Below are 25,416 nucleotides of genomic sequence, written 5' to 3' on the forward strand. Positions count from 1 at the left end.
AAAGTTGCGCGCAAACCCATAAGAGCCACGCCTAATGCGACCATTTTTCAAGACATGGCTAACCATTTGCCTATTAATGCCACTGGCCGCCCACGCCACCAATCGTGAGCAACGACTTCCGAACGTTAACGGTTTCACCCCTAAAGTCCATAGCACGCCCAGCACTGCCAAAGCGGCAAAGCCGACCGTCAGCCGCCCGACTCAACTGAGCAAGGCCCACGGCAAAGTGCTTTCCACCCAGCTGGCCGTGAACACCAAGCAAAGCAGCAACGTCTTGAGCCGTGCCGTCAACGTGCTCGGTACACCTTATCGTTGGGGCGGCAGCAGCCCAAGTAAAGGGTTCGACTGCAGCGGGCTGGTGAAATATGCATTTAACGATGTAAAAGCGGTGGACCTGCCACGCACCTCCAACGCCATGGCGGCCGGCCATGGGTTGAAGGTTGACCGCAAAGACCTGAAGCCGGGCGATCTGTTGTTCTTCAAGTTGAAGAGCCGCCAGGTGAACCACGTTGCCATCTACCTGGGCAATGACCGCTTTATTCACGCACCGCGCCGTGGCAAGTCGGTGAGCATCGACACGCTGAAAAAGCCGTTCTGGGACAAGAACTACGTGATTGCCAAGCGGGTACTGCCTAAAGAGCAGAACAGCAACCTGCGGATCGTGCAGCGCTGATTTAACACTGCAATGCAGTAGAGAATGTGGGAGCGGGCTTGCTCGCGAATACGGTATATCAGTCAGCCTATTCGTCGTCTGACACACCGTATTCGCGAGCAAGCCCGCTCCCACATTTGTTTCCAGGCCAACCTGCCGATCTAGATATCTGCCGGCACCCTCGCCTTCTCCCGCGCCTCTTCCCGACTGACCAGGCCCGCGCCCACCAACGCCTTCAAACTCATATCCAGGGTCTTCATCCCCAACGCCCCACCGGTCTGAATTGCCGAAACCATCTGCGCCACCTTGTCCTCACGGATCAAGTTACGAATCGCCGGCGTACCCAGCATGATTTCATGGGCGGCCACACGCCCACCGCCCACCTTCTTCACCAACACCTGGGACACTACCGCCTGCAACGACTCCGACAGCATTGAGCGGACCATGGCCTTTTCCCCGGCCGGGAAGACGTCCACCAGCCGGTCTATCGTCTTTGCCGCCGACGAGGTGTGCAGAGTGCCGAACACCAGGTGCCCGGTCTCTGCCGCCGTCAGCGCAAGGCGGATGGTTTCCAGATCGCGCAATTCACCCACCAAGATCACATCCGGGTCTTCTCGCAGGGCTGAACGCAGGGCCACCGAGAAACTGTGGGTGTCACGATGCACCTGGCGCTGGTTGACCAGCGCCAGTTTCGGCCTGTGGATAAACTCGATGGGGTCTTCCAGCGTGAGGATATGCTGGCGTCGATGCCGGTTGAGGTCGTCGATCATCGCCGCCAGGGTCGTGGACTTGCCCGAGCCGGTGGGCCCGGTCACGAGCACCAGGCCGCGAGGAAGGCGGGCGATACGCTGGAACACCTCGCCCAATCCCAGCGCCTCCAGGCTCTGGACCTCAGTCGCAATAGCCCGGAACACTGCACCCACGCCGCGATCCTGGCGGAACACGTTCGCCCGGAACCGGGCGACGCCTGGCAATTCGAAGGCAAAATCCGTTTCAAGAGATGTTTCGAAATCCTTTTGTTGATGTTTATTCAGCAACGGGCTCAATAAGTCGACCACTTGGGTAGCGTTCAGCGCTGGCCCATCCAGCGGCCAAACCTCGCCATCAATGCGCAGCATCGGTGCCAGGCCAGCTGACAGATGCAGGTCTGAGGCGCCTCGGCTTACGCTGGCCGTCAGCAATTGCGTGATATCCATAGGGCTTTCCATTTCCAGTAGAATGCCGCGGACTCCATATCCACGGGCGCATCTTGAATGTCGACGATAGCAGACAACATCGGCCTGGTTAGCCAGCGCATCCGCGCCGCAGCCGACGCCGTGCAACGTGACGCAAGCAGCATCCACCTGCTGGCCGTGAGCAAGACCAAACCCGCGCAGGCAGTGCGCGAAGCCTATGCCGCCGGGCTGCGCGACTTTGGCGAAAACTACCTGCAGGAAGCCCTGGGCAAACAGGCGGATTTAACCGACCTGCCCTTGAGTTGGCACTTCATCGGCCCCATTCAATCGAACAAGACTCGCGCTATCGCCGAGCACTTCGCTTGGGTGCATTCCGTGGACCGCCTGAAAATCGCACAACGCCTGTCCGAACAACGCCCGGCCGACCTGCCGCCGCTCAATATCTGCATTCAGGTCAATGTCAGTGGCGAAGCCAGCAAGTCCGGCTGCACACCCGCCGACCTGCCGGCCCTGGCCACGGCGATCAGCGCCCTGCCGCGCTTGAAGCTGCGGGGCTTGATGGCGATTCCCGAGCCGACTGAAGATCGGGCAGAGCAGGATGCGGCGTTTGCCACGGTGCGCGACCTGCAAGCCAGCTTGAACCTGGCGCTGGACACACTTTCCATGGGCATGAGCCACGACCTGGAGTCGGCCATTGCCCAAGGCGCCACCTGGGTGCGGATCGGTACCGCGCTGTTTGGCGCCCGCGACTACGGCCAGCCGTGAAATGGCTGACATCCCTCGAAAATAAGGACCTGTCATGAGCAACACGCGTATTGCCTTTATCGGCGCCGGTAACATGGCGGCCAGCCTGATCGGTGGCCTGCGGGCCAAGGGCCTGGACGCCGAGCAGATCCGCGCCAGCGACCCGGGCGCCGAGACCCGCGAGCGCGTCAGCGCCGAACACGGCATCCAGACCTTCGCCGATAATGCCGAGGCCATCCACGGCGTCGATGTGATCGTGCTGGCGGTCAAGCCCCAGGCCATGAAGGCTGTGTGCGAGAGCCTGCGCCCGAGCCTGCAACCTCACCAACTGGTGGTGTCGATTGCCGCTGGCATCACCTGCGCCAGCATGACCAACTGGCTCGGCGCCCAGCCCATCGTGCGCTGCATGCCCAACACCCCGGCGCTGCTGCGCCAGGGCGTCAGCGGTTTGTATGCCACCGGCGAAGTCACCGCGCAGCAACGTGACCAGGCCCAGGAACTGCTGTCTGCGGTGGGCCTCGCCGTGTGGCTGGAGCAGGAACAGCAACTGGATGCGGTTACCGCCGTTTCCGGTAGTGGCCCGGCCTACTTCTTCCTGCTGATCGAGGCCATGACCGCCGCCGGTGTCAAGCTGGGCCTGCCCCACGACGTGGCCGAGCAACTGGCGGAGCAAACCGCCCTGGGCGCCGCGAAAATGGCGGTCGGCAGCGAGGTGGATGCCGCCGAACTGCGCCGTCGCGTCACCTCGCCCGGTGGCACCACACAAGCGGCTATCGAGTCGTTCCAGGCCGGGGGCTTTGAAGCCCTGGTGGAAACAGCACTGGGTGCCGCCGCACATCGTTCAGCCGAGATGGCTGAGCAACTGGGCAAATAGTCGTCCCTTACCAAGGTAATCAAACATGCTCGGAATCAATGACGCTGCCATTTTCATCATCCAGACCCTGGGCAGCTTGTACCTGCTGATCGTGCTGATGCGCTTTATCCTGCAACTGGTGCGTGCAAACTTCTACAACCCGCTGTGCCAGTTCGTGGTGAAGGCCACCCAACCACTGCTCAAGCCGCTGCGCCGAGTGATCCCGAGCCTGTTCGGCCTGGACATGTCGTCGCTGGTGCTGGCGTTGCTGCTGCAAATCCTGCTGTTCGTGGTGATCTTGATGCTCAATGGCTACCAGGCCTTCACCGTCCTGCTGTTGCCATGGGGCCTGATCGGGATTTTCTCGCTGTTCCTGAAGATCATTTTCTGGTCGATGATCATCAGCGTGATCCTCTCCTGGGTCGCACCGGGCAGCCGTAGCCCAGGTGCCGAATTGGTGGCTCAGATCACCGAGCCCGTGCTGGCACCCTTCCGTCGCCTGATTCCGAACCTGGGTGGCCTGGATATCTCGCCGATCTTCGCGTTTATCGTGATTCAGTTGCTGCAAAGCTGGGTGATTCCGCGCCTGGCCTACTTTGCTTACATGCCAAAAGAGTTGTTTGGCCTGATCTGAATGCCGTAGCCCCTATGGGAGCTGGCTTGCCTGCGATAGCATGGCTTGTGCTGATCGTTCCCACGCTCTGCGTGGGAATGCAGCCCGTGACGCTCCGCGTCACCAGGGCAGGACGCAGAGCGTCCCAAGAGGCATTCCCACGCGGAGCGTGGGAACGATCACGCTAACCCCCGACCATTGCTTGCCGCTAGGGTCCCCGCTCTTTAGACTTACGCCTCATTTAAACGAGAGCAGGGTCGATGCCAGCTGCCTTCCCCCCCGATTCTGTTGGACTGGTCGTGCCACAAGTGGCGCATTTCAGCGAACCCCTGGCCCTGGCCTGCGGCCGTTCGTTGCCAGCCTACGACCTGATCTACGAAACCTATGGCCAACTGAACGCCACGGCGAGCAACGCCGTGCTGATCTGCCATGCCTTATCCGGCCATCATCACGCCGCCGGCTTCCATAGCGTTGACGACCGCAAGCCCGGCTGGTGGGACAGTTGCATCGGCCCCGGCAAGCCCATCGACACCAATAAGTTCTTTGTGGTCAGCCTGAACAACCTCGGCGGCTGCAACGGCTCCACCGGCCCCAGCAGCCTCAACCCGGAAACCGGCAAACCGTTCGGCGCCGACTTCCCAGTGCTGACCGTGGAAGACTGGGTGCACAGCCAGGCACGCCTGGCCGACCTGCTGGGCATCAGCCAGTGGGCCGCCGTGATTGGCGGCAGCCTGGGCGGCATGCAGGCCCTGCAATGGACCATCACCTACCCGGACCGCGTGCGTCATTGCCTGGCCATCGCCTCGGCGCCCAAGTTGTCGGCGCAGAACATCGCCTTCAACGAAGTGGCGCGCCAGGCGATCCTCACCGACCCCGAGTTCCACGGCGGTTCGTTCCAGGAAGCGGGCGTGATCCCCAAGCGCGGCTTGATGCTGGCGCGGATGGTCGGCCACATCACCTACCTGTCCGACGATTCCATGGGCGAGAAATTCGGCCGTGGCCTCAAGAGCGAGAAGCTCAACTACGACTTCCACAGCGTCGAGTTCCAGGTGGAAAGCTACCTGCGTTATCAGGGCGAGGAATTCTCGGGGCGCTTTGACGCCAACACCTACCTACTGATGACCAAGGCTCTGGACTACTTCGACCCGGCCGCCAACCACGATGACGACCTGGCAAAAACCTTCGAGCACGCCACGGCCAAGTTCTGCGTGATGTCGTTCACCACCGACTGGCGCTTTTCGCCAGCGCGCTCCCGTGAGCTGGTGGATGCCCTGATGGCCGCCAAGAAAGACGTCTGCTACCTGGAGATCGATGCACCGCAAGGCCACGACGCCTTCCTGATTCCGATCCCACGCTACCTGCAGGCGTTCAGTAACTACATGAACCGTATTTCGCTTGTGAGAACGCCATGAGAGCCGACCTGGAAATCATCCAAGACTGGATCCCCGCCGGCAGCCGCGTGCTCGACCTGGGCTGCGGCGACGGCGAACTGCTGAGCTGGCTGCGCGACCACAAGCAAGTCACCGGCTACGGCCTGGAAAACGACCCGGACAACATCGCCCAGTGCGTGGCCAAGGGCATCAACGTGATCGAGCAGGACCTGGACAAGGGCCTGGGCAACTTTGCCAGCAACAGCTTCGATATCGTGGTGATGACCCAAGCCCTGCAAGCGGTGCACTACCCGGACCGCATCCTCGACGAAATGCTGCGCGTGGGCCGCCAATGCATCATCACCTTTCCCAACTTTGGCCACTGGCGCTGCCGCTGGTACCTGGCCACCAAGGGGCGCATGCCGGTCTCCGACTTCCTGCCGTACACCTGGTACAACACGCCGAACATCCACTTCTGCACCTTCGAAGACTTCGAAGCCCTGTGTGGCGAGCGTGAAGCCAAGGTGATCAACCGCCTTGCCGTCGATCAACAGCACCGCCACGGCTGGGCGAGTAAGCTATGGCCCAACCTGTTGGGCGAAATTGGTATTTACCGGGTCAGCAGCCCTGGCCTGACCGACCACAAAGTTGCCGTCTAATCATCTTCAAGAGGGACGTTCATGAGTCGTTTGGCTATTTTTCTATTGACCGCATGCCTGGGCGCCAGCGCCATGGCCGCCGACGCTATCGACGCTAATCGCAAAAAAGACTTCGGCGATATCACCGTTCATTACAACACCTTCACTTCAAGCTTCCTGCCCGCTGAGACCGCCCAAAAAGTCGGTGTGGTGCGCAGCAAGGAGAAGGGGTTGATCAACGTGACCGTGATCAAGGGCGTAAGCCCGGTGGCCGCGCAAGTCACTGGCACGGTCAAGGATTTGGGCGGCAAGAGCGAGATCCTGACGTTCAAGCAGATCGAAGAGAAAAGCGGCATCAGCTACCTCGCGCCCTACTCGGTGACCCAGCGGGAATACAAGACGTTTACCATCAACGTTGAAACCGGCGGCAAGGCCCACGGTTTCCAATTCAACCAAGAACTGTTCCCGGCCGAATGATGAACCTTACCCAACTCGTACTCGCCAGCCACAACGCCGGCAAACTCAAAGAACTGCAAGCCATGCTCGGTGAGTCTGTGCACCTGCGTTCGATTGGCGAGTTCAGCCAGGTCGAACCGGAAGAGACCGGCCTGTCGTTCGTCGAGAATGCCATCCTCAAGGCCCGCAATGCCGCACGTATCTCTGGCCTGCCAGCCCTGGCGGATGATTCGGGCCTGGCCGTGGACTTCCTCGGCGGCGCCCCTGGTATCTACTCCGCCCGTTACGCCGACGGCAAGGGCGACGCAGCCAACAACGCCAAGCTGCTCGACGCCCTCAAGGACGTGCCGGAGGCCGAGCGTGGTGCGCAGTTCGTCTGCGTGCTGGCCCTGGTGCGGCATGCCGATGACCCGTTGCCGATTCTGTGCGAAGGCCTGTGGCACGGGCGCATCCTGCAAGCCGCCAGCGGTGAGCATGGGTTTGGCTATGACCCGCTGTTCTGGGTGCCGGAGCGCAATGTCTCCAGCGCCGAACTGAGCCCGGCCGACAAGAACCAGATCAGCCACCGCGCCCGCGCCATGGCGTTGCTGCGCCAGCGCCTGGGCTTGAAATGACCCAGAACACCTCTGCGCAGCCGCTGATCCACGGTGGCGCGCAAACACCACGGGCGGCCCAGCCCCATCTGCCGCCCCTGGCGCTGTACATCCATATCCCGTGGTGCGTGCGCAAATGCCCGTATTGCGACTTCAACTCCCACACCGCCAGCAAAGTGCTGCCGGAAGAAGAGTATGTGGACGCCCTGCTGGCGGACCTGGACCAAGACCTGCACGCCGTGTATGGCCGTAAACTGAGTTCGATCTTCTTTGGCGGCGGCACGCCCAGCCTGTTCAGCGCTGCTGCACTGGGCCGCCTGCTCAAGGGCGTTCAAACGCGTATCCCGTTTGCCGACGATATCGAGATCACCCTGGAAGCCAACCCCGGGACGTTCGAACAAGAGAAGTTCGTGGCGTACCGCAAACTGGGGATCAATCGCCTGTCCATCGGCATCCAGAGCTTCCAGCAAGAGAAGCTCGAAGCCCTGGGCCGCATCCACAATGGCGATGAAGCCGTGCGCGCAGCCGGCATGGCGCGCCAGGCCGGGTTCGATAACTTCAACCTGGATTTGATGCACGGCTTGCCCAACCAGTCCCTGGAGGACGCCTTGGGCGACCTGCGCCAGGCCATTGCACTCAAGCCCACGCACCTGTCCTGGTACCAACTGACCCTGGAACCCAACACCGTGTTCTGGAACCAGCCACCCGCGCTGCCGGAAGACGACACGCTGTGGGATATCCAGGAAGCCGGCCAGGCACTGCTCGCCGAACACGGTTACGCACAATATGAAGTCTCGGCCTACGCCCAACCGGGACGGCCGGCGCGGCATAACCTCAATTACTGGAGCTTTGGCGACTTTATCGGCATCGGCGCCGGCGCCCACGGCAAGCTCAGCCACCCGGACGGGCGCATCATCCGCACCTGGAAAACCCGTGCACCAAAGGACTACCTCAACCCGGCCAAAAGCTTCCAGGCCGGCGCGAAAGAACTGACCAACGATGAACTGCCGTTCGAGTTTCTGATGAACGCGCTGCGCCTCACCGAAGGGGTTGATGCCAAGCTCTACGCCGAGCGCACCGGCCTCGATCTGGCGAGCCTCGATGAAGGCCGCCGCGACGCAGAACAAAGTGGATTAATGCAGGTCGAACCGTCACGCCTGGCGGCCACCGACCGCGGGCAACTCTTTCTCAATGACCTGTTGCAGAAGTTTTTGAGCTGATAGCTCTTAAGGAAATCGAATGGATCTGGTACTCGACCTGCTCGCCACCGTATCCCGCTGGAGCCGTAGCAACCTGTCGGAAATCTCGTTGGCCCTTGTGGGCTGTTTGCTGGTGCTGTTCGGCGCCGACATCAAGGGCTGGGTCGAAGCACGCCTGGGCAGCATCGCCGGCGCCTTGCGCGTACCCTTGATGGCCCTGCTGTGCCTGATCGGCAGTGGTGCGGCGTTGATCTACGCTACGCCGTGGATTGTGCGGGGATTGAGCCAGTTCAATAACTACAGCCTGGCGCCGGTGTTGATCGTGGTGCTGGTGTTGATTGGCGTGGTAGCGGACCGCCGCTGATTTCATCCAGATGAAGGCAAGGACATCTCATGAGCAAAAAGCTTCTGGACGACACTAGCAAATTTCTCAGCTATGTACTGCGCCATGAGCCTCAGGCAATTGGCCTTTCATTGGATTCAGAAGGCTGGGCAGGCATTGCAGAGCTGATTGAGGCGGCCAGCCGCGACGGGCGCAGCCTTAGCCGAAAACTGCTGGAGCAGGTGGTGCGCACAAACGAGAAGAAGCGCTTTTCGTTCTCCGAGGACGGTCAACACATCCGCGCCGTGCAGGGTCACTCCAACCAAGGCGTCCAGCTGCAACTCGATGAAAGACAACCACCAGCCGTCCTGTACCACGGCACCGCAACGCGCTTCATCGAGTCAATCAACCAAAAGGGTCTGATTCCCGGGTCACGACATCATGTGCATCTCAGTGAACAGCTTGAGACGGCCAGGGAAGTTGGGCAGCGCTATGGGAAAGTGGTTATTCTGAAGATCAACACTTCGAAGATGCTGGCCCAGGGTTTCAAATTTTATCAGGCGCAGAATGGGGTTTGGCTGACGGAGCAGGTTCCTGCCCAGTTCCTCGAAGCTATTTAGAGGCCTGACTGCCAAATGCTTTTTCGTAATACTCTTTAAGTGTCATCGGGTCTTTGCAACCCAGCGCGAGCGCCTGATCCAGGTAGGTCAAATTCACGCTGTCGGGCTCACCTTTGTCGTTCATACGAGTCGCCGCCAAGATGTAGTAGGCATCCGCCCGGTACTGATCATAGGTCAGCATCCGCGCGCTGGCGCGTGCTTGCATGTTGCCCAAGGTTCTTTCTTCCTTGATCTCAGCTAGCCGATCACCTTCGAAACAAAGCGAACGATTGGTGTACAGCGGATAATAGTCATGGTTGGGATCAACGTTCAGAAGCATCTGCTTGAGCGCTTCCAGGTACTTTACGTGCCCAGGATCAAGCAGATTTAGACGCATGTACGCCATATCACATTGATAGTAATACCCCACGCCGGCGGCTAATAAACCTTGATCCATTGCCTTGTGCATCGGTTCACACACCTGTTTGCGTTCTTCCTTGGACATGCCGAACCGGCTTTGGATATTGGCCAGCATATAGGTCGCAACAACATGCCCGCCCTCCGAGGCCATTTTCAGATCATCTTGGAACGCAGTCATGACACCCTGAACCTCTTTGAGTTCTTCGGGCAACGTGGCTTTATCCAGCTTGCCACTGGTCTCCAGCTTGACGCTCTCATCGAACATCAGCTTGAGTTGCTCCGCCTTCTTCTGAGCACGCTCAAAGTAGTCGTCACTGGAAGTCACTGGCAAAGAGGATGTGCTGGCCGCGAAGGCTGTCGCAGACAACAGACTGAGCAACAGTAGACTGGAAAGGAGGGTTTTCAAGCGCTTGTATTCCTTTACAAGTAAAAAGCGAAGCAGCAGTGGAACGCAGCGATTCCACCGCCGTGATTAGCAACGCGAGTTAAGCCAGCTTCTCGAACTTCAAATCCCACACCCCATGCCCCAACCGCTCGCCACGGCGTTCGAACTTGGTGATCGGCCGCTCGGCCGGGCGTGGCACGCATTTGCCGTCTTCGGCCAGGTTGCGGTAGCCGGGGGCGACGTTCATCACTTCCAGCATGTATTCCGCGTACGGTTCCCAGTCGGTGGCCATGTGCAGGATGCCGCCCACTTTCAGCTTGCTGCGCACCAGTTCCGCGAAGGACGCCTGGACGATGCGGCGCTTGTGGTGACGGGCCTTGTGCCATGGGTCGGGGAAGAACAGCATCAGGCGGTCGAGGCTGTTGTCGGCGATGCAGCGGTTGAGCACTTCAATCGCATCGCAGTCGTAGACCCGCAGGTTTTTCAGGCCTTGGGTCAGCACACCGTTGAGCAGTGCGCCGACGCCTGGGCGGTGCACTTCCACACCGATGAAATCCTGCTCCGGCGCGGCTGCGGCCATTTCCAGCAGGGAATGGCCCATGCCGAAACCGATTTCCAGGGAGCGCGGGGCCGAACGGCCGAACACTTGGTCATAGTCCACCGGCGCATCGGCCAGGGGCAGTACGAACAGCGGTGTGCCCTGTTCCAGGCCCTTTTGCTGGCCTTCGGTCATGCGGCCGGCGCGCATCACAAAACTCTTGATGCGGCGGTGCTTGGACTCGTCGCCCTCTTCCACGGTGTTCGGCGTTTCGTTTGATTCAGTCATCAATAGCTCTTACTTGATCAGACCATCCAGCGGCGAAGAGGCGCTGGCATAGAGTTTTTTCGGCATGCGCCCGGCGAGGTAGGCCAGGCGGCCCGCGACGATGGCGTGGTTCATGGCTTGGGCCATCATGATTGGTTGCTGGGCATGGGCAATGGCCGAGTTCATCAGCACCGCGTCGCAGCCCAGTTCCATGGCGATGGTCGCGTCGGAGGCAGTGCCCACACCCGCATCCACCAATACCGGGATCTTGGCTTCTTCGAGGATGATCTGCAGGTTATACGGATTGCAGATGCCCAGGCCGGAACCGATCAGACCAGCCAGCGGCATCACCGCGATGCAGCCGATTTCTGCCAACTGACGGGCGATGATCGGGTCATCGCTGGTGTAGACCATCACGTCGAAGCCTTCCTTGACCAAGGTCTCGGCGGCCTTGAGGGTTTCGATCACATTGGGGAACAGGGTTTTCTGGTCGGCCAGCACTTCCAGCTTCACCAGGTTGTGGCCGTCGAGCAGCTCACGGGCCAGGCGGCAGGTGCGCACGGCTTCGATGGCGTCGTAGCAGCCAGCAGTGTTTGGCAAAAAGGTGTAGCGCTCCGGCGACAGCACTTCGAGCAAGTTCGGCTCGCCCTCGATCTGGCCGAGGTTGGTGCGGCGTACGGCGAAGGTGACGATCTCGGCACCCGAGGCTTCGATGGCCAGGCGGGTTTCTTCCATGTCGCGGTACTTGCCGGTGCCGACCAGCAGACGGGACTGGTAGGTACGACCGGCCAGGACGAAAGGCTTGTCGCTACGAACGATGCTCATGGGAAATCCTCTGGTTGGATGAGGTTCTGCAGAATGCGTTGCGGCCGTGGCGGGCTAGCCGCCGCCGATGGCGTGGACCACTTCGATCTGGTCACCTTCGGTGAGCACAGTCTCGGCGTGCTGGCTACGCGGGACGATATCCAGGTTGAGCTCCACTGCGACGCGACGCCCGGTCAGGTCCAGACGGGTCAGCAGGGCCGCAACGGTTTCGCCGTCGGGCAGTTCAAAGGGTTCGCCGTTCAACTGAATGCGCATGCCACGGGCCGCCATCGTTTTTAGGGGCCCGCATTCTAGCGCGATTGGAACCTGAAGGTCAGCTCCAAGCGTCAAGCGGTCAAAGCTGCAAACGCCACGCCGCCAGGCCCAGGAAGAACCAGCCAAGCAGGAACGCCAGCCCGCCAAACGGCGTGATGATCCCCAGTTTACTGATGCCGGTCATCGTCAGCACATACAGGCTGCCCGAGAACAGCAGGATACCGACGGTAAACGAAATACCCGCCCAGGTAACCAACCGGCCCGGAATATGCGCCGCCAGCAAGGCCACGCCGAACAGTGCCAGGGCATGCACCAACTGGTAGGTCACGCCGGTATGGAAGATCGCCAGGTAGTCGGCGCTCAGGCGGTTTTTCAGGCCGTGGGCGGCGAAAGCGCCCAGCGCAACGCCGGTAAAGCCGAAAAAGGCAGCCAGCATCAGAAAGCTACGCAGCATGGGGAACTCCAGTCAGACTCATCGGGCAGGGTCTGTATAATGGCCCGCTCAACGGGTTCGGCCAAGCCATCTCTATGCTGCGTGTCCTCTTCAAACGCTTTCTCAACGTCGTGAAATGGTTTGCCATCGGCAGTGTGTTGCTGGTGCTGCTGTTTCGTGTGGTGCCGCCACCGTTCACTGCGCTGATGGTGGAGCGCAAGGTCGAGTCCTGGGTTGACGGTGAGCCTATCGACCTGCAACGCAGCTGGGTGCCGTGGGATGAAATCTCCGACGACCTTAAAGTGGCGGTGATGGCCGGTGAAGACCAGCGCTTCCCGCAACATTGGGGTTTTGATTTCGGCGCGATCCAGGCGGCGATTCTGCACAACGAACGCGGCGGCTCGATTCGCGGTGCCAGCACCTTGAGCCAACAGGTGTCGAAAAACCTGTTCCTGTGGGCCGGGCGCAGCTATTTGCGCAAAGGCCTGGAGGCGTGGTTTACCGGTTTGATCGAAGTGTTATGGCCCAAGCAGCGGATTCTTGAGGTGTACCTCAACAGTGTGGAATGGGATGAAGGTGTGTTTGGCGCAGAAGCGGCGGCGCGGCACCATTTTGGCGTGAGTGCCAAGGGGCTTTCGCGGCAGCAGGCCAGTTACCTGGCGGCGGTGCTGCCCAATCCACGGGTGTGGAGTGCCAGTCATCCGACCGCCTATGTGGCACGGCGAGCGGCGTGGATTCGCCAGCAGATCAGCCAGTTGGGTGGGGAGGGTTACCTGGTGGAGCTGAACAACTCTCGAAAGGCACCCTGGTCCGACTGACACAATACGAGACCTGTGGGAGCTGGCTTGCCTGCGATAGCGGTGGGTCAGTAACCCATGCTTCATCTGACACGGCCTCATCGCAGGCAAGCCAGCTCCCACATTAAACCGAGTTGTACTTGAGACTTTTCGAACACATACAAAAATGCCCCGATCTTTCGACCGGGGCATTTTTTGTTCGCTGGGTTTTAAGCGGCGATCGACAACTTCAGCTTGTTCATCGCGCTTTTCTCAAGCTGACGAATCCGCTCTGCCGACACGTTGTACTTCTGCGCCAGGTCGTGCAGCGTGGCTTTTTCTTCTGCCAGCCAACGCTGGTAGAGGATGTCACGGCTGCGGTCGTCCAGCACTTCCAGCGCTTCGTGCAGGTTGTGGTTGGAGTTGTCGCTCCAGTCGGCGTCTTCCAGTTGACGCGCCGGATCGTACCGGTGGTCTTCCAGATAGTTGGCCGGCGATTGGAAGGCGCTGTCGTCATCCGCTTCGGCGGCTGGGTCGAAGGCCATGTCATGGCCGGTCAGGCGGCTTTCCATCTCGCGCACTTCACGGGGCTCCACACCGAGGCTTTCGGCCACGCGGTGGACTTCTTCGTTGTTCAGCCACGCCAGGCGTTTTTTCTGGCTGCGCAGGTTGAAGAACAGCTTGCGCTGGGCCTTGGTGGTGGCCACTTTCACGATGCGCCAGTTGCGCAGGATGAACTCGTGGATTTCCGCCTTGATCCAGTGCACGGCAAACGACACCAGGCGCACGCCCATTTCAGGGTTGAAACGCTTCACAGCCTTCATCAGGCCTACGTTGCCTTCCTGAATCAGGTCGGCCTGGGCCAGACCGTAGCCGCTATAGCTACGGGCGATATGTACGACAAAACGCAGGTGGGCGAGCACCATCTGCCGAGCCGCCCCCAAATCCTGCTCATAGTAGAGACTCTCGGCCAGTTCACGCTCCTGCTCGGGCGTCAGCAATGGAATGCTGTTGACCGTGTGCACATAGGCTTCCAGGTTCGCACCCGGGACCAAGGCATAAGCAGGTTGCAAAGAAGTGGTCATACGAAAAAACCTCCGACTCACATAACTCGTGCAGTTCAGCACTGCGAAAATTGACCTGGGAACCGTAGGACAAGTTCCCTAAACAGCTGATACGGTCAATACAAACGAAACCACATTAATCTGGCATTAACTACTTCGGCGCCAGCTCACGTAAATGCCGTGCCACCGCAATCCACGCACCGATATACCCCAACAACACCGCGCCAAGCAAGAGACTCAGACCATCGGCTACCGGCACACCGGCCAGAGCGAAATCACTGCCGTAGAGCCCCGCCAGGCCGACCACCGCGTCGTTCAACCAATCCAGGCCAAACGCCAGTACGCCCCAGGACAAGATTCCCGCACCCAGGCCATACAGCGCGCCCATGTACAGGAAAGGCCGACGCACATAGCTGTCTGTGCCGCCCACCAGTTTAATCACTTCTATCTCGGTGCGACGGTTTTCAATATGAAGACGAATGGTATTACCTATCACCAAAAGTAATGCAGACACTAATAACACCGTCAGCCCGAACACAAAGCGGTCGCCCAGCTTGAGGATCGCGGCCAGGCGCTCTACCCAGACTAGATCAAGTTGGGCCTGTTGCACCTTCGGCATCCCTGCGAGTTTTTGTCGCAGGGCTTCCAGCGCCGGCTTGTCGACCTCGTTCGGCGTTACCAGCACCACGCCCGGCAGCGGGTTCTGCGGCAGCTCCTTGAGCGCCTCGCCCAGGCCCGATTGCTGCTGGAACTCTTCAAGGGCCTGGTCGCGGCTGATGTACTCGGCCTCGGCTACCCCCGGGATGTTCTTGATATCGTCACGCAGCGCTTCGCCTTCCTTGCTGCTGGTGTCCAGGTTCAGGTACAGCGAAATCTGCGCCGCCCGCTGCCAGGAACCGCCCAGGCGCTCCACATTATTAAGCAACAGCGACAAGCCCATCGGCAGGCTCAAGGCCACGGCCATGACCAGGCAGGTGAAAAAGCTGCCGATCGGCTGCTTGCCCAGGCGACGCAGGCTGTCCAGCAGGCTGGCGCGGTGGCTTTCGATCCAGGCGTGCACCAGGGTGCCGAAGTCCGGGCCGTCGTCTTCGTCGTGTTTTTTCTTTTTCGGTTGCGGGTCGGCCGGCTTCGGAGCCACCCGTTCGGATACTTTAGGGCTGCGTGTAGCACTCATACGCCAGCCTCCCCGTCGCCGATCAGGCGGCCGCGTTGCAGGGTCAGCATGCGATGGCGCATACGGGCAATCAGGGCCAGGTCGTGGCTGGCGATCAAGACGCTGGTGCCCAGGCGGTTGATGTCTTCGAACACCCCCATGATCTCGGCCGCCAGGCGCGGGTCGAGGTTACCGGTGGGTTCGTCCGCCAGCAGCAAGGCCGGGCGGTGCACGATGGCGCGGGCAATACCGACGCGCTGTTGCTGACCGGTGGACAGATCCCCCGGGTAAAGGTCGGTCTTGTCCGACAACGCCACGCGCTCCAGGGCCGAGTCCACGCGCTTGACGATCTCGGCCTTGGACAACCCGAGGATCTGCAACGGCAGGGCCACATTGTTGAACACCGTACGGTCGAACAGCAACTGGTGGTTCTGGAACACCACGCCGATCTGGCGGCGCAGGAATGGAATTTGCGCATTGCTGATAGTGGCCAGGTCCTGGCCCGCCAGCAGCAACTTGCCGGTCGTCGGGCGTTCCATGGCCAGCAGCAGGCGCAACAGCGTACTTTTGCCCGCGCCCGAATGGCCGGTGACAAACAAGAATTCGCCGCGACGCACTCGAAAGCTCAGCTCATGCAAGCCCACATGCCCGTTGGCATAGCGTTTACCGACCTGTTCGAATCGAATCATGAACGCTCCCGCTCGGCAAACAGTGCCTGTACAAAGGGTTCGGCTTCAAAGGTGCGCAGGTCGTCGATGCCTTCACCGACGCCGATATAGCGAATCGGCAACCCGAACTGTTTGGCCAGGGCGAAAATCACACCGCCCTTGGCCGTGCCGTCGAGCTTAGTCAATGCCAAGCCGGTCAGCTGCACCGTCTGGTTGAATTGCTTGGCCTGGCTGATGGCGTTCTGGCCAGTACCGGCGTCGAGCACCAGCAGGACTTCATGGGGTGCATCGGCGTCGAGCTTGCCGATCACGCGGCGCACTTTCTTCAGTTCTTCCATCAAGTTGTCTTTGGTGTGCAGGCGACCGGCGGTGTCGGCGATCAGCACGTCAATGTTACGGGCCTTGGCGGCCTGCACGGCATCGAAGATCACCGAAGCCGAGTCGGCGCCGGTGTGCTGGGCGATCACCGGGATCTTGTTGCGCTCGCCCCACACCTGCAACTGCTCGACGGCGGCGGCACGGAAGGTGTCACCGGCGGCGAGCATGACTTTCTTGCCTTCACCTTGCAGCTTCTTGGCCAGCTTGCCGATGGTGGTGGTCTTGCCAGCGCCATTAACCCCTACAACGAGGATGACGAACGGCTTTTTCGGCGTGATCACCAGCGGCGCTTCAACCGGTTTGAGCATGGCGGCCAGCTCAGCCTGCAGGGATTTGTACAGCGCATCGGCGTCGGTCAACTGCTTGCGCGCGACCTTCTGCGTCAGGCTCTGGATGATCACGGCGGTGGCTTCGACGCCCACGTCGGCGGTGAGCAGGCGGGTCTCGATGTCTTCGAGCAGCTCGTCATCAATGACTTTCTTGCCCAGGAACAGGCTGGCCATGCCTTCGCCAATACTGGCGCTGGTCTTGCTCAGGCCCTGCTTGAGGCGTGCAAAGAATCCGGTTTTGCTGGTTTCGGTGGTGGCGACGACAGGCTCTGGCTCGATAACGGCAGGTGCAGCGACAACCGGTGCAGGCACTTCAACGACGGGCGGTATTTCAGCCACAGCCTCTACCGGCGCCGGCTCAACCACTGCAGGAATCGGCGGCACGACGTGCTCGGCCTGAACATCCTCAACCAATGCCACGGGTTCTTCGGCCACCGGCAGCTCTAACCAGGGCTTGTGCTCAGGCTCAGGTTCCGGCTCGGCCTCAACGACCGGCTGCAACACCGGCTCAGCCATCGGTAACACCACCGGAACTGGCGTCTCGGCAACCGGTTCGGCTTCTATTACGGGTTCAGGGGTCGGTTCAGCGTGAACCTGTGGCTGTTCGACGACGGTTTCCTGCGGCTTTTTGCGCAGCCATCCGAACAGGCCTTTCTTCTCGCCAGCCGCAGCTGGGGTCTTCTTGTCGTCGTTGGAACCAAACATGGAGACGGCTATCTCAAGGTAGCGACGCGCCACAGGGCGCGCCGGTAAATAAAATTCGATGCGTAACAGACTGTTTTTTAGCCAGCTCGTTCATGCGCAACATTTTGTAAGGCCTAAATAGGGCCTTCACAAGACAGCCGCAGTGGCCGTCCTTAAGTCGGACCAGTATCCTAGCACCTCCTCGCCCGCCGACGCTAAGACCAAGCGGGCAGCCCAACAGGTTTAAAAACGAATGAATGCTCTAGCCCGCCGCGCCGCAGGCCTGCTGTTCAGCACAGTTTGTCTGCCTCTCTCAGCTTTGGCTGCCGATCCACAACCCACCCATGAATTCACCCTCGATAACGGCCTTAAAGTGGTCGTGCGCGAAGATCATCGCGCGCCGGTGGTGGTTTCCCAGGTCTGGTACAAGGTTGGCTCAAGCTACGAAACCCCGGGCCAGACCGGTTTGTCCCACGCCCTGGAACACATGATGTTCAAGGGCAGCGCCAAGGTCGGCCCCGGCGAAGCCTCGCTGATCCTGCGCGACCTGGGCGCCGAAGAAAATGCGTTCACCAGCGACGACTACACCGCGTATTACCAGGTATTGGCCCGTGACCGCCTGGGCGTGGCCTTTGAGCTGGAAGCCGACCGCATGGCCAGCCTGCGCCTGCCGGCCGACGAGTTCAGCCGTGAAATCGAGGTAATCAAAGAAGAACGCCGCCTGCGCACCGACGATAACCCCATGTCCAAGGCGTTCGAGCGCTTCAAGGCCATGGCGTTCCCGGCCAGTGGCTACCACACGCCGACCATTGGCTGGATGGCCGACCTGGACCGCATGAAGGTCGAGGAACTGCGCCACTGGTACCAATCCTGGTACGTGCCGAACAACGCCACCCTGGTGGTGGTCGGCGACGTGACCCCGGACGAGGTGAAAAACCTCGCCCAACGTTACTTCGGCCCGATCCCCAAGCGTGACGTGCCGCCGGCAAAAATCCCGATGGAACTGGCCGAGCCCGGCGAGCGCCTGCTGACCCTGCACGTGCAGACCCAACTTCCGAGTGTGATCCTGGGCTTCAACGTGCCCGGCCTGGCCACCGCTGAAGACAAACGTTCGGTGCAGGCCCTGCGCCTGATCTCGGCCCTGCTGGACGGCGGCTACAGTGCACGGATCTCCGAGCAACTGGAACGCGGTGAGGAACTGGTGTCCGCGGCTTCCACCAACTACGACGCCTACACCCGTGGCGACAGCCTGTTTACCCTCTCGGCCACGCCGAACCAGCAGAAGAAGAAAACCGTGGCCCAGGCCGAAGCCGGCCTGTGGCGCCTGCTCGATGAGTTGAAGGCCAAGCCGCCGACCGCCGAAGAACTGGAGCGCATCCGTGCCCAGGTGATTGCCGGCCTGGTGTACCAGCGTGATTCCATCACCAGCCAGGCCACCGCCATCGGCTCCCTGGAAACCGTCGGCCTGTCCTGGAAACTCATGGACACCGAGCTTGCCGACCTGCAAAGCGTGACCCCGGAAGACATCCAGAAGGCCGCACGCACTTATTTCACCCGCGAACGTCTGAGCGTCGCCCATGTTTTGCCTGAGGAGACCGCTCATGAGTGATCGCAAAAACAGCCGCCTGATCCTGCCCGGCCTGATCGCCGTCACCCTGATGGCGGCCAGCGCCGTTTACTTCTTGCGCCCCAGCGAGTCGGTCGCCAGCCAGGCCCTGGACAAGGCTCAAACGGCCAGCACCCTGCAATCCCTGGCGGAACTGGATGGCAAGGCACCGACCAACCGCAAGCTCGACGTACAAACCTGGACCACCACCGAAGGCGCCAAGGTGCTGTTCGTCGAAGCCCATGAACTGCCGATGTTCGACATGCGCCTGCTGTTCGCCGCCGGCAGCAGCCAGGATGGCGACGTGCCAGGCCTGGCACTGATGACCAACGCCATGCTCAACGAAGGCGTGCCGGGCAAGGATGTCAGCCAGATCGCCAGCGGGTTCGAAGGCCTGGGGGCCGACTTTGGCAACGGCGCCTACCGCGACATGGCGCTGGTGACCCTGCGCAGCCTGAGCGACAGCGCCAAGCGCGACGCCGCCCTGTCACTGTTCAACCAGGTGATCGGCCAGCCGACATTCCCGGCAGACTCGCTGGCACGCATCAAGAACCAGATCCTGGCCGGTTTCGAGTACCAGAAGCAGAACCCCGGCAAACTGGCGAGCATCGAGCTGTTCAAGCGCCTGTACGGCGACCACCCTTACGCGCACCCGAGCGAAGGCACCCCCGAGAGCGTGCCGAAGATTACCCTGGCGCAGTTGCAGGCGTTCCACGCCAAGGCCTATGCGGCGGGTAACGCGGTGATTGCGGTGGTGGGCGACCTGACCCGCGCCGAAGCCGAAGCCATGACGGCCAAGGTGTCCGCCTCGCTGCCCAAGGGCCCGGCGATGGCCAAGATCGCCCAGCCGACCGAGCCAAAAGCCGGCCTGAGCCGTATCGAGTTCCCGTCCAAGCAAACCCACCTGCTGTTTGCGCAGTTGGGCATTGACCGTGCCGACCCGGATTACGCAGCCTTGTCCCTGGGTAACCAGATCCTCGGCGGCGGTGGCTTCGGCACCCGCTTGATGAGCGAAGTGCGTGAAAAGCGCGGCCTGACCTACGGCGTGTATTCCGGTTTCTCACCGATGCAGGTGCGCGGCCCGTTCATGATCAACCTGCAGACCCGCGCCGAAATGAGCGGTGGCACCTTGCGCCTGGTGGAGGACGTATTGGCTGACTACCTCAAGACCGGCCCGACGCAAAAGGAACTGGATGACGCCAAGCGCGAGCTGGCCGGCAGCTTCCCGCTGTCCACCGCAAGCAACGCCGATATCGTCGGGCAGTTGGGCGCCATGGGTTTCTACAACCTGCCGCTGAGCTATCTGGAAGATTTCATGAAACAATCCCAGGCCCTGACCGTCGATCAGGTCAAGGCTGCAATGAACAAACACTTGAGCGCCGACAAGATGGTCATCGTGACCGCCGGCCCGACGATTGCGCAAAAGCCACTACCGCCCCCCACTGATAAACCTGCCGAGCAGCCGCTCGGGGTTCCGGAGCATTAATGGCCAGTTCATCTCGCCCGAAAAAACCTGTCCACAACGTGCATAACGGTGTGGGCCAACTGCGCATCATTGGCGGTGAATGGGGCAGCCGCAAGCTGAGCTTCCCCGACGTTGTGGGCCTGCGCCCGACGCCTGATCGCGTGCGTGAAACCCTGTTCAACTGGCTCGCGCCGTACATAGGCGGGGCCAAAGTGCTGGACCCGTTCGCCGGCAGCGGCGCGCTGTTCCTGGAGGCGCTGTCCCGTGGCGCGGCCCAGGGCCAGGCGCTGGACGCCAGCAATGTGGCGGTGTCCAGCCTCAAGGAGCACCTGGGCACGCTGCGTTGCACCACAGGCCAGGTGCAGACGGCCGACGCGCTGCGCTACCTGGAAACCCAGGCGGCGACTGAGTACGATGTAGTGTTCCTCGACCCACCGTTCAACCAGAACCTGCTACCGGCCGTCTGCACTCTGCTGGAAGAACGCCAGTGGCTGGCACCGGATGCCTGGATCTACACTGAGAGCGAGACCGCGCCCTCCACGCTCGGCCTGCCAAGTGGCTGGCGCCTGCACCGGGAGCAGAAGTCCGGGCGGGTGTATTACGCGTTGTGGCATCGTTTGGTCGAAAACGCCGCTTAACCTGTGGCTGGGGAGCTTGCCACGGCGAGCTCACTGGCTACCGAGAGTTTCATGACCCCCTCTTCCGATTTATTCAAACCCGCCCTCGGCCTCGGCAACCCCCACTTGCAGACACTGTGGGGGCCGCTGTGGCGGCCGACCACCCACATCGAGCGTCAGCGTGAGCGACTGTGGCTGGAGGATGGCGACTTCCTCGATCTCGACTGGCATGGCCCCCATGACGTGCAAGCGCCCTTGGTGCTGGTGCTGCATGGGCTGACCGGTTCGTCCAATTCACCCTATGTGGCCGGCCTGCAAAAAGTCCTCGCGGCCCAAGGCTGGGCCAGTGCCGCGTTGAACTGGCGCGGCTGCTCGGGCGAGCCCAACCTGCTGGCTCGCAGTTATCACTCCGGCGCCAGCGAAGACCTGGCGGCAGCGATTGCTCATCTGCGCGCCAAGCGGCCGTTGGCGCCCTTGTATGCGGTGGGTTATTCCCTGGGTGGCAATGTGTTGCTCAAGCATCTGGGGGAAACCGGCAAGGCCTCGGGTCTGCAGGGCGCGGCGGCGGTATCGGTGCCGTTTCGCCTGGATCAATGCGCCGATCGCATCGGCCTGGGGTTCTCGCGGGTGTATCAGAAGCACTTCATGCGCGAGATGCTGGCGTACATCCGCGTCAAGCAACGCCAGTTCCTGCAGGACGGTCGTGAGGATGGGCTCAAAACCCTGGAGGCCCTTGGTTCCCTGGAAAAGATGCGCACATTCTGGGACTTCGACGGGCGGGTAACCGCGCCGCTGCATGGTTTCATCAGTGCTGAAGACTATTATCGCCGCGCATCGAGCCGCTATTACCTGGGCGATATCCGTACGCCTACGTTGATTATCCAGGCGGCCGATGACCCTTTTGTGTTTGCGCACAGCTTGCCTGATGCGCGTGAACTGTCGGACTGTACTGAGTTCGAGTTGCTGGCCAAGGGCGGGCATGTGGGGTTTGTGGAGGGTTCGCTGAAGCGCCCTGGTTACTACCTGGAGCGCCGGATCCCTGTCTGGTTACTGACACAACGCGGTTAAACATGTGGGAGCGGGCTTGCTCGCGAATGCGGTGTATCAGTCACACCTGTATCGACTGACACCCTGCATTCGCGAGCAAGCCCGCTCCCACATTTGATTGGGTTTGCAGATCGAGCCTTAGTCGCCCGTTGCTATCTCCCGGGCTGGATCGGTAATCCACTCACTCCACGACCCCGCATACAACTTGCCCAACGGGTACCCCGCCAGGCTCAACGCAAACAGGTTATGGCACGCCGTCACCCCAGACCCGCAATACGCCACCAGCTCCTGAGCCGGGCGCCCTTGCAACTGCGCGGCAAAGCGTTGCTTGAGCTGATCAGCCGGCAAGAAACGACCATCACTGCCCAGGTTTTCACTGAACGCCGCACATTGCGCACCAGGGATATGCCCGGCAATCGGATCGATGGGCTCCACTTCGCCACGAAAGCGCGGCTGGGCGCGGGCGTCGATCAAGGTCAGGCCAGGTTGGCCCAGGCGTTTTTGCAGGTGTTCGGCATCCAGCAACAGACGATTATCCGGCGTACCGTCGAAGGTACCTGGCGCAACCACAGGCGCGTCCAGGCTCAAGGGGAAACCGGCGGCATGCCAGGCCTTGAGGCCACCATCCAGAATAAACACGCCATCACGCTTGCCCAGCCAGGCCAGCAGCCACCAGGCACGGGCGGCGTAGGCACCGGGGCCGTCGTCATACAGCACCACATCGGTGTCGGCACTGATGCCCCAGGCCCGCAGTTGCCTGGCGAACGTGTCCGCCGCCGGCAAAGGATGACGACCGGTCACGCCCTTGGTCACCGGGCCGCTCAGGTGGCGCTCAAGGTCGGCGTATTGCGCGCCCTCGATATGCCCTTCGGCGTAACTGCACAAGCCGTAGTCCGGGTCTTCCAGGGCAAAGCGGCAATCCAGGATCACCCACCCGCTCGACTGTTGGCGCTCGGCCAATTGCGGGGGGCTGATCAGTTGGGCAAGCGGCATGACTGACTCCTGTGCATACAAAGGGGAAAGGTCTTACTTCACTTCTTCCAGTGCCTGATTCAACGGCACGTAAAACTCTTTGAACAAGGCATCCACCGCCTCTTTAGCCTGTGGCGTAACGAACCCCGCCTCCAGCACCAGCACCTGGTACACCCCGCGCTTGATCGCCTCGGCGCTCAGGTGGGTGGATTTTTCATTGGTGGTACACAAAAAGCGCACCCACGAGGTGAGGATGATCCACGCATTCAGGGTCAGGGCTTCGGTTTGCACCGGGTCCATATTGAGAATGCCGGCATCGACAAAGCCTTGGTAGATCGCGCCGCCCTGGATCAGGCAACGCTGGGAAAACCGCCGGTAGCCAGTCGCCAGTTCCGGGTCGCTCTCCAGCAGGTGTTCGAGGTCGCGGTGCAGGAAGCGATAACGCCACATGCCGGCCAATACGGCTTGCAGATAAAAGCGTTTATCCTCCACCACCATCGTGCGTCCCTGTGGTGGGCGCAGGAAACTGTCTACCAGCGCTTCATATTCGCGGAACAGCACGGCGATGATCGCCTGCTTGTTAGGGAAGTGGTAGTACAAGTTGCCCGGGGAAATTTCCATGTGGGCGGCAATGTGGTTGGTACTGACACTGCGCTCGCCCTGCTGGTTAAAAAGCTCCAGGCTGGTTTGCACAATGCGCTCGCTGGTCTTTACTCGTGGTGCCATAGGGGATCAGCTTCTATACACGGGATGGGGCATCTTACGGCCTAACCCGGCCAGGATAAATCTGGATGTTACTGCAATGTTATTTGACAATTTAGAGCAATGACTCTAAAAATCCAGGCAGACCAATAACAATCGGTGCCGCGCCATGTCTGCCAACGTTGCCTACCTGCAAGATTCCCAGGCGCTGGATCAGCTCCAGAACCTGTTCAACGCCCAACGCCGCGCCTTCGTCGCCAACCCGATGCCACCGGCCGGGCAGCGCCAGCAATGGCTCAAGGCTTTGCGGGATCTGCTGAGCGACGAACGCCAGGCGCTGATCAATGCGATCAGCCAGGACTTCAGCCATCGCAGCGCCGACGAAACCCTGTTTGCCGAATTGATGCCTAGCCTGCATGGCATTCACTACGCGAGCAAACACCTCAAGGGCTGGATGAAACCTTCCCGCCGCGCTGTAGGCATTGCCTTCCAGCCCGCCTCAGCCAAAGTCATTTACCAGCCATTGGGCGTCGTCGGCGTCATCGTGCCGTGGAACTACCCGCTATACCTGGCCATCGGCCCGTTGGTGGGGGCATTGGCGGCCGGTAACCGAGTGATGCTCAAGCTCAGTGAGTCCACGCCGGCCACCGGTGAGCTGCTCAAGGCGTTGCTGGCCAAGATCTTCCCCGAGGACCTGGTGTGCGTCGTGCTGGGCGAAGCTGACGTGGGCATGGCGTTTTCCAAGTTGCGCTTCGATCACCTGCTGTTCACCGGCGCTACCAGCATAGGCAAGCACGTGATGCGTGCGGCGGCCGAAAACCTCACGCCGGTGACCCTGGAGCTAGGCGGCAAATCGCCAGCCATTGTCTCGGCCGATGTGCCACTCAAGGACGCCGCCGAACGCATCGCCTTCGGCAAAACCTTGAACGCCGGGCAAACCTGCGTGGCGCCAGATTATGTGCTAGTACCGGAAGATCGCGTGGAAGGCTTTGTCGAGGCCTATTCCAAAGCCGTGCGCGGGTTTTATCCGACGCTGGTCGACAACCCGGACTACACCGCCATCATCAACGAGCGCCAACTGGCCCGGCTCAATGCCTACGCCAAGGACGCCACCGACAAAGGCGCCACTTTGATCCCACTGTACGAGCAAGGACAGGCGCGGCGAATGGTCCACAGCCTGCTGTTGAATGTCAGCGACGACATGACCGTGATGCAGGACGAAATCTTCGGCCCGCTCCTGCCCATCGTGCCGTATCGCGGCCTTGACCAAGCCTTTGCCTACATCAACCAGCGACCTCGACCACTGGCCTTGTATTACTTCGGCTACAACAAAGGCGAACAAGCGCGGGTGCTCCACGAAACCCACTCCGGTGGCGTGTGCCTGAACGACACCTTGCTGCACGTCGCTCAGGACGATATGCCGTTCGGTGGCATCGGCCCGTCAGGCATGGGCCATTACCACGGTCACGAAGGTTTCCTGACGTTCAGCAAGGCCAAGGGTGTGCTGGTCAAACAGCGCCTGAACGCAGCGAAGTTGATCTACCCGCCTTATGGCAAGTCGATCCAGAAGCTGATCCAGAAGCTGTTTATCCGCTGATAACCGCCACCTTCGGGACTA

General features: G+C 60.9%; 29 protein-coding genes. 17 read left to right on the forward strand and 12 right to left on the reverse strand.

Translation table 11 applies throughout. From position 1 onward, the window contains the following. Nucleotides 1–34 precede the first annotated feature (34 nt). Nucleotides 35–673: a C40 family peptidase gene (locus tag BMH52_RS12070; RefSeq protein WP_003195078.1), complete on the forward strand. Its 639-nt coding sequence runs from the start codon at nucleotides 35–37 to the stop codon at nucleotides 671–673. 140 nt (nucleotides 674–813) lie between these two features. Here the strand turns inward: BMH52_RS12070 and BMH52_RS12075 are convergent, their stop codons facing one another. Further along, on the reverse strand, nucleotides 814–1,848 hold the full coding sequence (locus BMH52_RS12075) for a type IV pilus twitching motility protein PilT (protein WP_032902279.1): 1,035 nt from the start codon (nucleotides 1,846–1,848) through the stop codon (nucleotides 814–816). A 57-nt stretch (nucleotides 1,849–1,905) separates the two neighbouring features. On the opposite strand from BMH52_RS12075, the gene BMH52_RS12080 reads away from it, so the two are divergent. From BMH52_RS12080 to BMH52_RS12125, 10 genes are all read left to right on the forward strand, one after another. Continuing rightward, nucleotides 1,906–2,592: a YggS family pyridoxal phosphate-dependent enzyme gene (locus tag BMH52_RS12080; protein ID WP_014720328.1), complete on the forward strand. Its 687-nt coding sequence runs from the start codon at nucleotides 1,906–1,908 to the stop codon at nucleotides 2,590–2,592. Nucleotides 2,593–2,626: 34 nt separating this feature from the next. Then, entirely contained in the window at nucleotides 2,627–3,445 is an 819-nt protein-coding gene (gene proC / locus BMH52_RS12085; protein WP_014720329.1) for a pyrroline-5-carboxylate reductase, read from the forward strand. A gap of 25 nt (nucleotides 3,446–3,470) precedes the next feature. Continuing rightward, on the forward strand, nucleotides 3,471–4,058 hold the full coding sequence (locus tag BMH52_RS12090; RefSeq protein WP_003195087.1) for a YggT family protein: 588 nt from the start codon (nucleotides 3,471–3,473) through the stop codon (nucleotides 4,056–4,058). A 239-nt stretch (nucleotides 4,059–4,297) separates the two neighbouring features. Further along, a complete protein-coding gene (locus BMH52_RS12095) occupies nucleotides 4,298–5,449 on the forward strand; it encodes a homoserine O-acetyltransferase (RefSeq protein WP_034128945.1) in 1,152 nt (383 codons plus the stop codon). Beyond that, complete coding sequence (gene metW / locus BMH52_RS12100) at nucleotides 5,446–6,066, forward strand: methionine biosynthesis protein MetW (protein ID WP_003195091.1); 621 nt, start codon at nucleotides 5,446–5,448, stop codon at nucleotides 6,064–6,066. Before BMH52_RS12095 ends, metW begins: the two co-directional genes overlap by 4 nt. A gap of 21 nt (nucleotides 6,067–6,087) precedes the next feature. Further along, the gene (locus tag BMH52_RS12105; protein WP_014720331.1) at nucleotides 6,088–6,522 is read left to right on the forward strand and encodes a DUF4426 domain-containing protein; all 435 of its coding nucleotides are present in this window, start codon (nucleotides 6,088–6,090) and stop codon (nucleotides 6,520–6,522) included. Beyond that, a complete protein-coding gene (rdgB, locus tag BMH52_RS12110) occupies nucleotides 6,519–7,115 on the forward strand; it encodes an RdgB/HAM1 family non-canonical purine NTP pyrophosphatase (RefSeq protein ID WP_003195095.1) in 597 nt (198 codons plus the stop codon). The genes BMH52_RS12105 and rdgB overlap by 4 nt, the downstream gene beginning before the upstream one ends. Further along, nucleotides 7,112–8,314: a radical SAM family heme chaperone HemW gene (gene hemW / locus BMH52_RS12115; protein ID WP_073843818.1), complete on the forward strand. Its 1,203-nt coding sequence runs from the start codon at nucleotides 7,112–7,114 to the stop codon at nucleotides 8,312–8,314. Before rdgB ends, hemW begins: the two co-directional genes overlap by 4 nt. 19 nt (nucleotides 8,315–8,333) lie before the next feature. Beyond that, the gene (locus BMH52_RS12120; protein WP_003195099.1) at nucleotides 8,334–8,657 is read left to right on the forward strand and encodes a DUF3392 domain-containing protein; all 324 of its coding nucleotides are present in this window, start codon (nucleotides 8,334–8,336) and stop codon (nucleotides 8,655–8,657) included. 29 nt (nucleotides 8,658–8,686) lie between these two features. Further along, nucleotides 8,687–9,235: an RNA 2'-phosphotransferase gene (locus tag BMH52_RS12125; RefSeq protein WP_072435373.1), complete on the forward strand. Its 549-nt coding sequence runs from the start codon at nucleotides 8,687–8,689 to the stop codon at nucleotides 9,233–9,235. Here the strand turns inward: BMH52_RS12125 and BMH52_RS12130 are convergent. From BMH52_RS12130 to BMH52_RS12150, 5 genes are all read right to left on the reverse strand, one after another. Further along, entirely contained in the window at nucleotides 9,228–10,040 is an 813-nt protein-coding gene (locus BMH52_RS12130; protein WP_072435372.1) for a hypothetical protein, read from the reverse strand. The two genes, BMH52_RS12125 and BMH52_RS12130, sit on opposite strands and share 8 nt — an antisense overlap. Before the next feature lie 79 nt (nucleotides 10,041–10,119). Further along, on the reverse strand, nucleotides 10,120–10,845 hold the full coding sequence (gene trmB / locus BMH52_RS12135; RefSeq protein ID WP_003195101.1) for a tRNA (guanosine(46)-N7)-methyltransferase TrmB: 726 nt from the start codon (nucleotides 10,843–10,845) through the stop codon (nucleotides 10,120–10,122). 9 nt (nucleotides 10,846–10,854) lie between these two features. Then, nucleotides 10,855–11,649, reverse strand: coding sequence for a thiazole synthase (locus tag BMH52_RS12140; RefSeq protein ID WP_014720334.1), 795 nt, complete (start codon nucleotides 11,647–11,649; stop codon nucleotides 10,855–10,857). 54 nt (nucleotides 11,650–11,703) lie between these two features. Next, nucleotides 11,704–11,904, reverse strand: coding sequence for a sulfur carrier protein ThiS (gene thiS / locus BMH52_RS12145; protein ID WP_019817757.1), 201 nt, complete (start codon nucleotides 11,902–11,904; stop codon nucleotides 11,704–11,706). Nucleotides 11,905–11,983: 79 nt separating this feature from the next. After that, complete coding sequence (locus BMH52_RS12150) at nucleotides 11,984–12,358, reverse strand: DUF423 domain-containing protein (protein WP_014720336.1); 375 nt, start codon at nucleotides 12,356–12,358, stop codon at nucleotides 11,984–11,986. 74 nt (nucleotides 12,359–12,432) lie between these two features. On the opposite strand from BMH52_RS12150, the gene mtgA reads away from it, so the two are divergent. Next, nucleotides 12,433–13,155 carry a monofunctional biosynthetic peptidoglycan transglycosylase gene (mtgA, locus tag BMH52_RS12155; RefSeq protein WP_073843820.1) on the forward strand — a complete coding sequence of 241 codons (723 nt, stop codon included), beginning with the start codon at nucleotides 12,433–12,435 and terminating at the stop codon, nucleotides 13,153–13,155. Nucleotides 13,156–13,343: 188 nt separating this feature from the next. On the opposite strand, the gene rpoH is transcribed toward mtgA, so the two are convergent. The 4 genes from rpoH to ftsY form a co-directional block, all read right to left on the reverse strand. Continuing rightward, nucleotides 13,344–14,198 (reverse strand): RNA polymerase sigma factor RpoH, encoded by an 855-nt coding sequence (rpoH, locus tag BMH52_RS12160; RefSeq protein WP_003176698.1) that lies wholly within the window; start codon nucleotides 14,196–14,198, stop codon nucleotides 13,344–13,346. Between the two features lie 130 nt (nucleotides 14,199–14,328). Further along, nucleotides 14,329–15,351 (reverse strand): permease-like cell division protein FtsX, encoded by a 1,023-nt coding sequence (gene ftsX, locus BMH52_RS12165; protein WP_060766840.1) that lies wholly within the window; start codon nucleotides 15,349–15,351, stop codon nucleotides 14,329–14,331. Next, nucleotides 15,348–16,019, reverse strand: coding sequence for a cell division ATP-binding protein FtsE (ftsE, locus tag BMH52_RS12170; protein WP_003234627.1), 672 nt, complete (start codon nucleotides 16,017–16,019; stop codon nucleotides 15,348–15,350). Before ftsE ends, ftsX begins: the two co-directional genes overlap by 4 nt. After that, the gene (ftsY, locus tag BMH52_RS12175; protein WP_020301927.1) at nucleotides 16,016–17,410 is read right to left on the reverse strand and encodes a signal recognition particle-docking protein FtsY; all 1,395 of its coding nucleotides are present in this window, start codon (nucleotides 17,408–17,410) and stop codon (nucleotides 16,016–16,018) included. Before ftsY ends, ftsE begins: the two co-directional genes overlap by 4 nt. 232 nt (nucleotides 17,411–17,642) lie before the next feature. Here ftsY and BMH52_RS12180 point away from each other — a divergent pair, with 232 nt between their 5' ends. Genes BMH52_RS12180 through BMH52_RS12195 form a run of 4 tightly spaced genes read left to right on the forward strand, consistent with a single transcriptional unit; the run spans nucleotide 17,643 to nucleotide 22,145 of the window. Then, the gene (locus tag BMH52_RS12180; protein WP_014720340.1) at nucleotides 17,643–18,998 is read left to right on the forward strand and encodes a pitrilysin family protein; all 1,356 of its coding nucleotides are present in this window, start codon (nucleotides 17,643–17,645) and stop codon (nucleotides 18,996–18,998) included. Continuing rightward, nucleotides 18,991–20,481 (forward strand): pitrilysin family protein, encoded by a 1,491-nt coding sequence (locus BMH52_RS12185; protein ID WP_019817760.1) that lies wholly within the window; start codon nucleotides 18,991–18,993, stop codon nucleotides 20,479–20,481. Before BMH52_RS12180 ends, BMH52_RS12185 begins: the two co-directional genes overlap by 8 nt. Further along, a complete protein-coding gene (gene rsmD / locus BMH52_RS12190) occupies nucleotides 20,481–21,098 on the forward strand; it encodes a 16S rRNA (guanine(966)-N(2))-methyltransferase RsmD (RefSeq protein ID WP_014720342.1) in 618 nt (205 codons plus the stop codon). The genes BMH52_RS12185 and rsmD overlap by 1 nt, the downstream gene beginning before the upstream one ends. A 51-nt stretch (nucleotides 21,099–21,149) precedes the next feature. Continuing rightward, nucleotides 21,150–22,145 (forward strand): hydrolase, encoded by a 996-nt coding sequence (locus tag BMH52_RS12195; RefSeq protein WP_073843822.1) that lies wholly within the window; start codon nucleotides 21,150–21,152, stop codon nucleotides 22,143–22,145. 117 nt (nucleotides 22,146–22,262) lie between these two features. Here the strand turns inward: BMH52_RS12195 and BMH52_RS12200 are convergent, their stop codons facing one another. Continuing rightward, nucleotides 22,263–23,117, reverse strand: a complete 855-nt coding sequence (locus BMH52_RS12200) for a sulfurtransferase (protein ID WP_073843824.1) — start codon at nucleotides 23,115–23,117, stop codon at nucleotides 22,263–22,265. Between the two features lie 33 nt (nucleotides 23,118–23,150). Further along, nucleotides 23,151–23,822 carry a TetR/AcrR family transcriptional regulator gene (locus tag BMH52_RS12205; protein WP_005792294.1) on the reverse strand — a complete coding sequence of 224 codons (672 nt, stop codon included), beginning with the start codon at nucleotides 23,820–23,822 and terminating at the stop codon, nucleotides 23,151–23,153. Nucleotides 23,823–23,967: 145 nt separating this feature from the next. Here BMH52_RS12205 and BMH52_RS12210 point away from each other — a divergent pair, with 145 nt between their 5' ends. Beyond that, nucleotides 23,968–25,395 (forward strand): coniferyl aldehyde dehydrogenase, encoded by a 1,428-nt coding sequence (locus BMH52_RS12210; RefSeq protein ID WP_014720345.1) that lies wholly within the window; start codon nucleotides 23,968–23,970, stop codon nucleotides 25,393–25,395. Nucleotides 25,396–25,416: the final 21 nt, after the last annotated feature.

This window comes from Pseudomonas sp. BTN1, assembly GCF_001907715.1.
Classification (GTDB): Bacteria; Pseudomonadota; Gammaproteobacteria; order Pseudomonadales; family Pseudomonadaceae; genus Aquipseudomonas; species Aquipseudomonas paracarnis.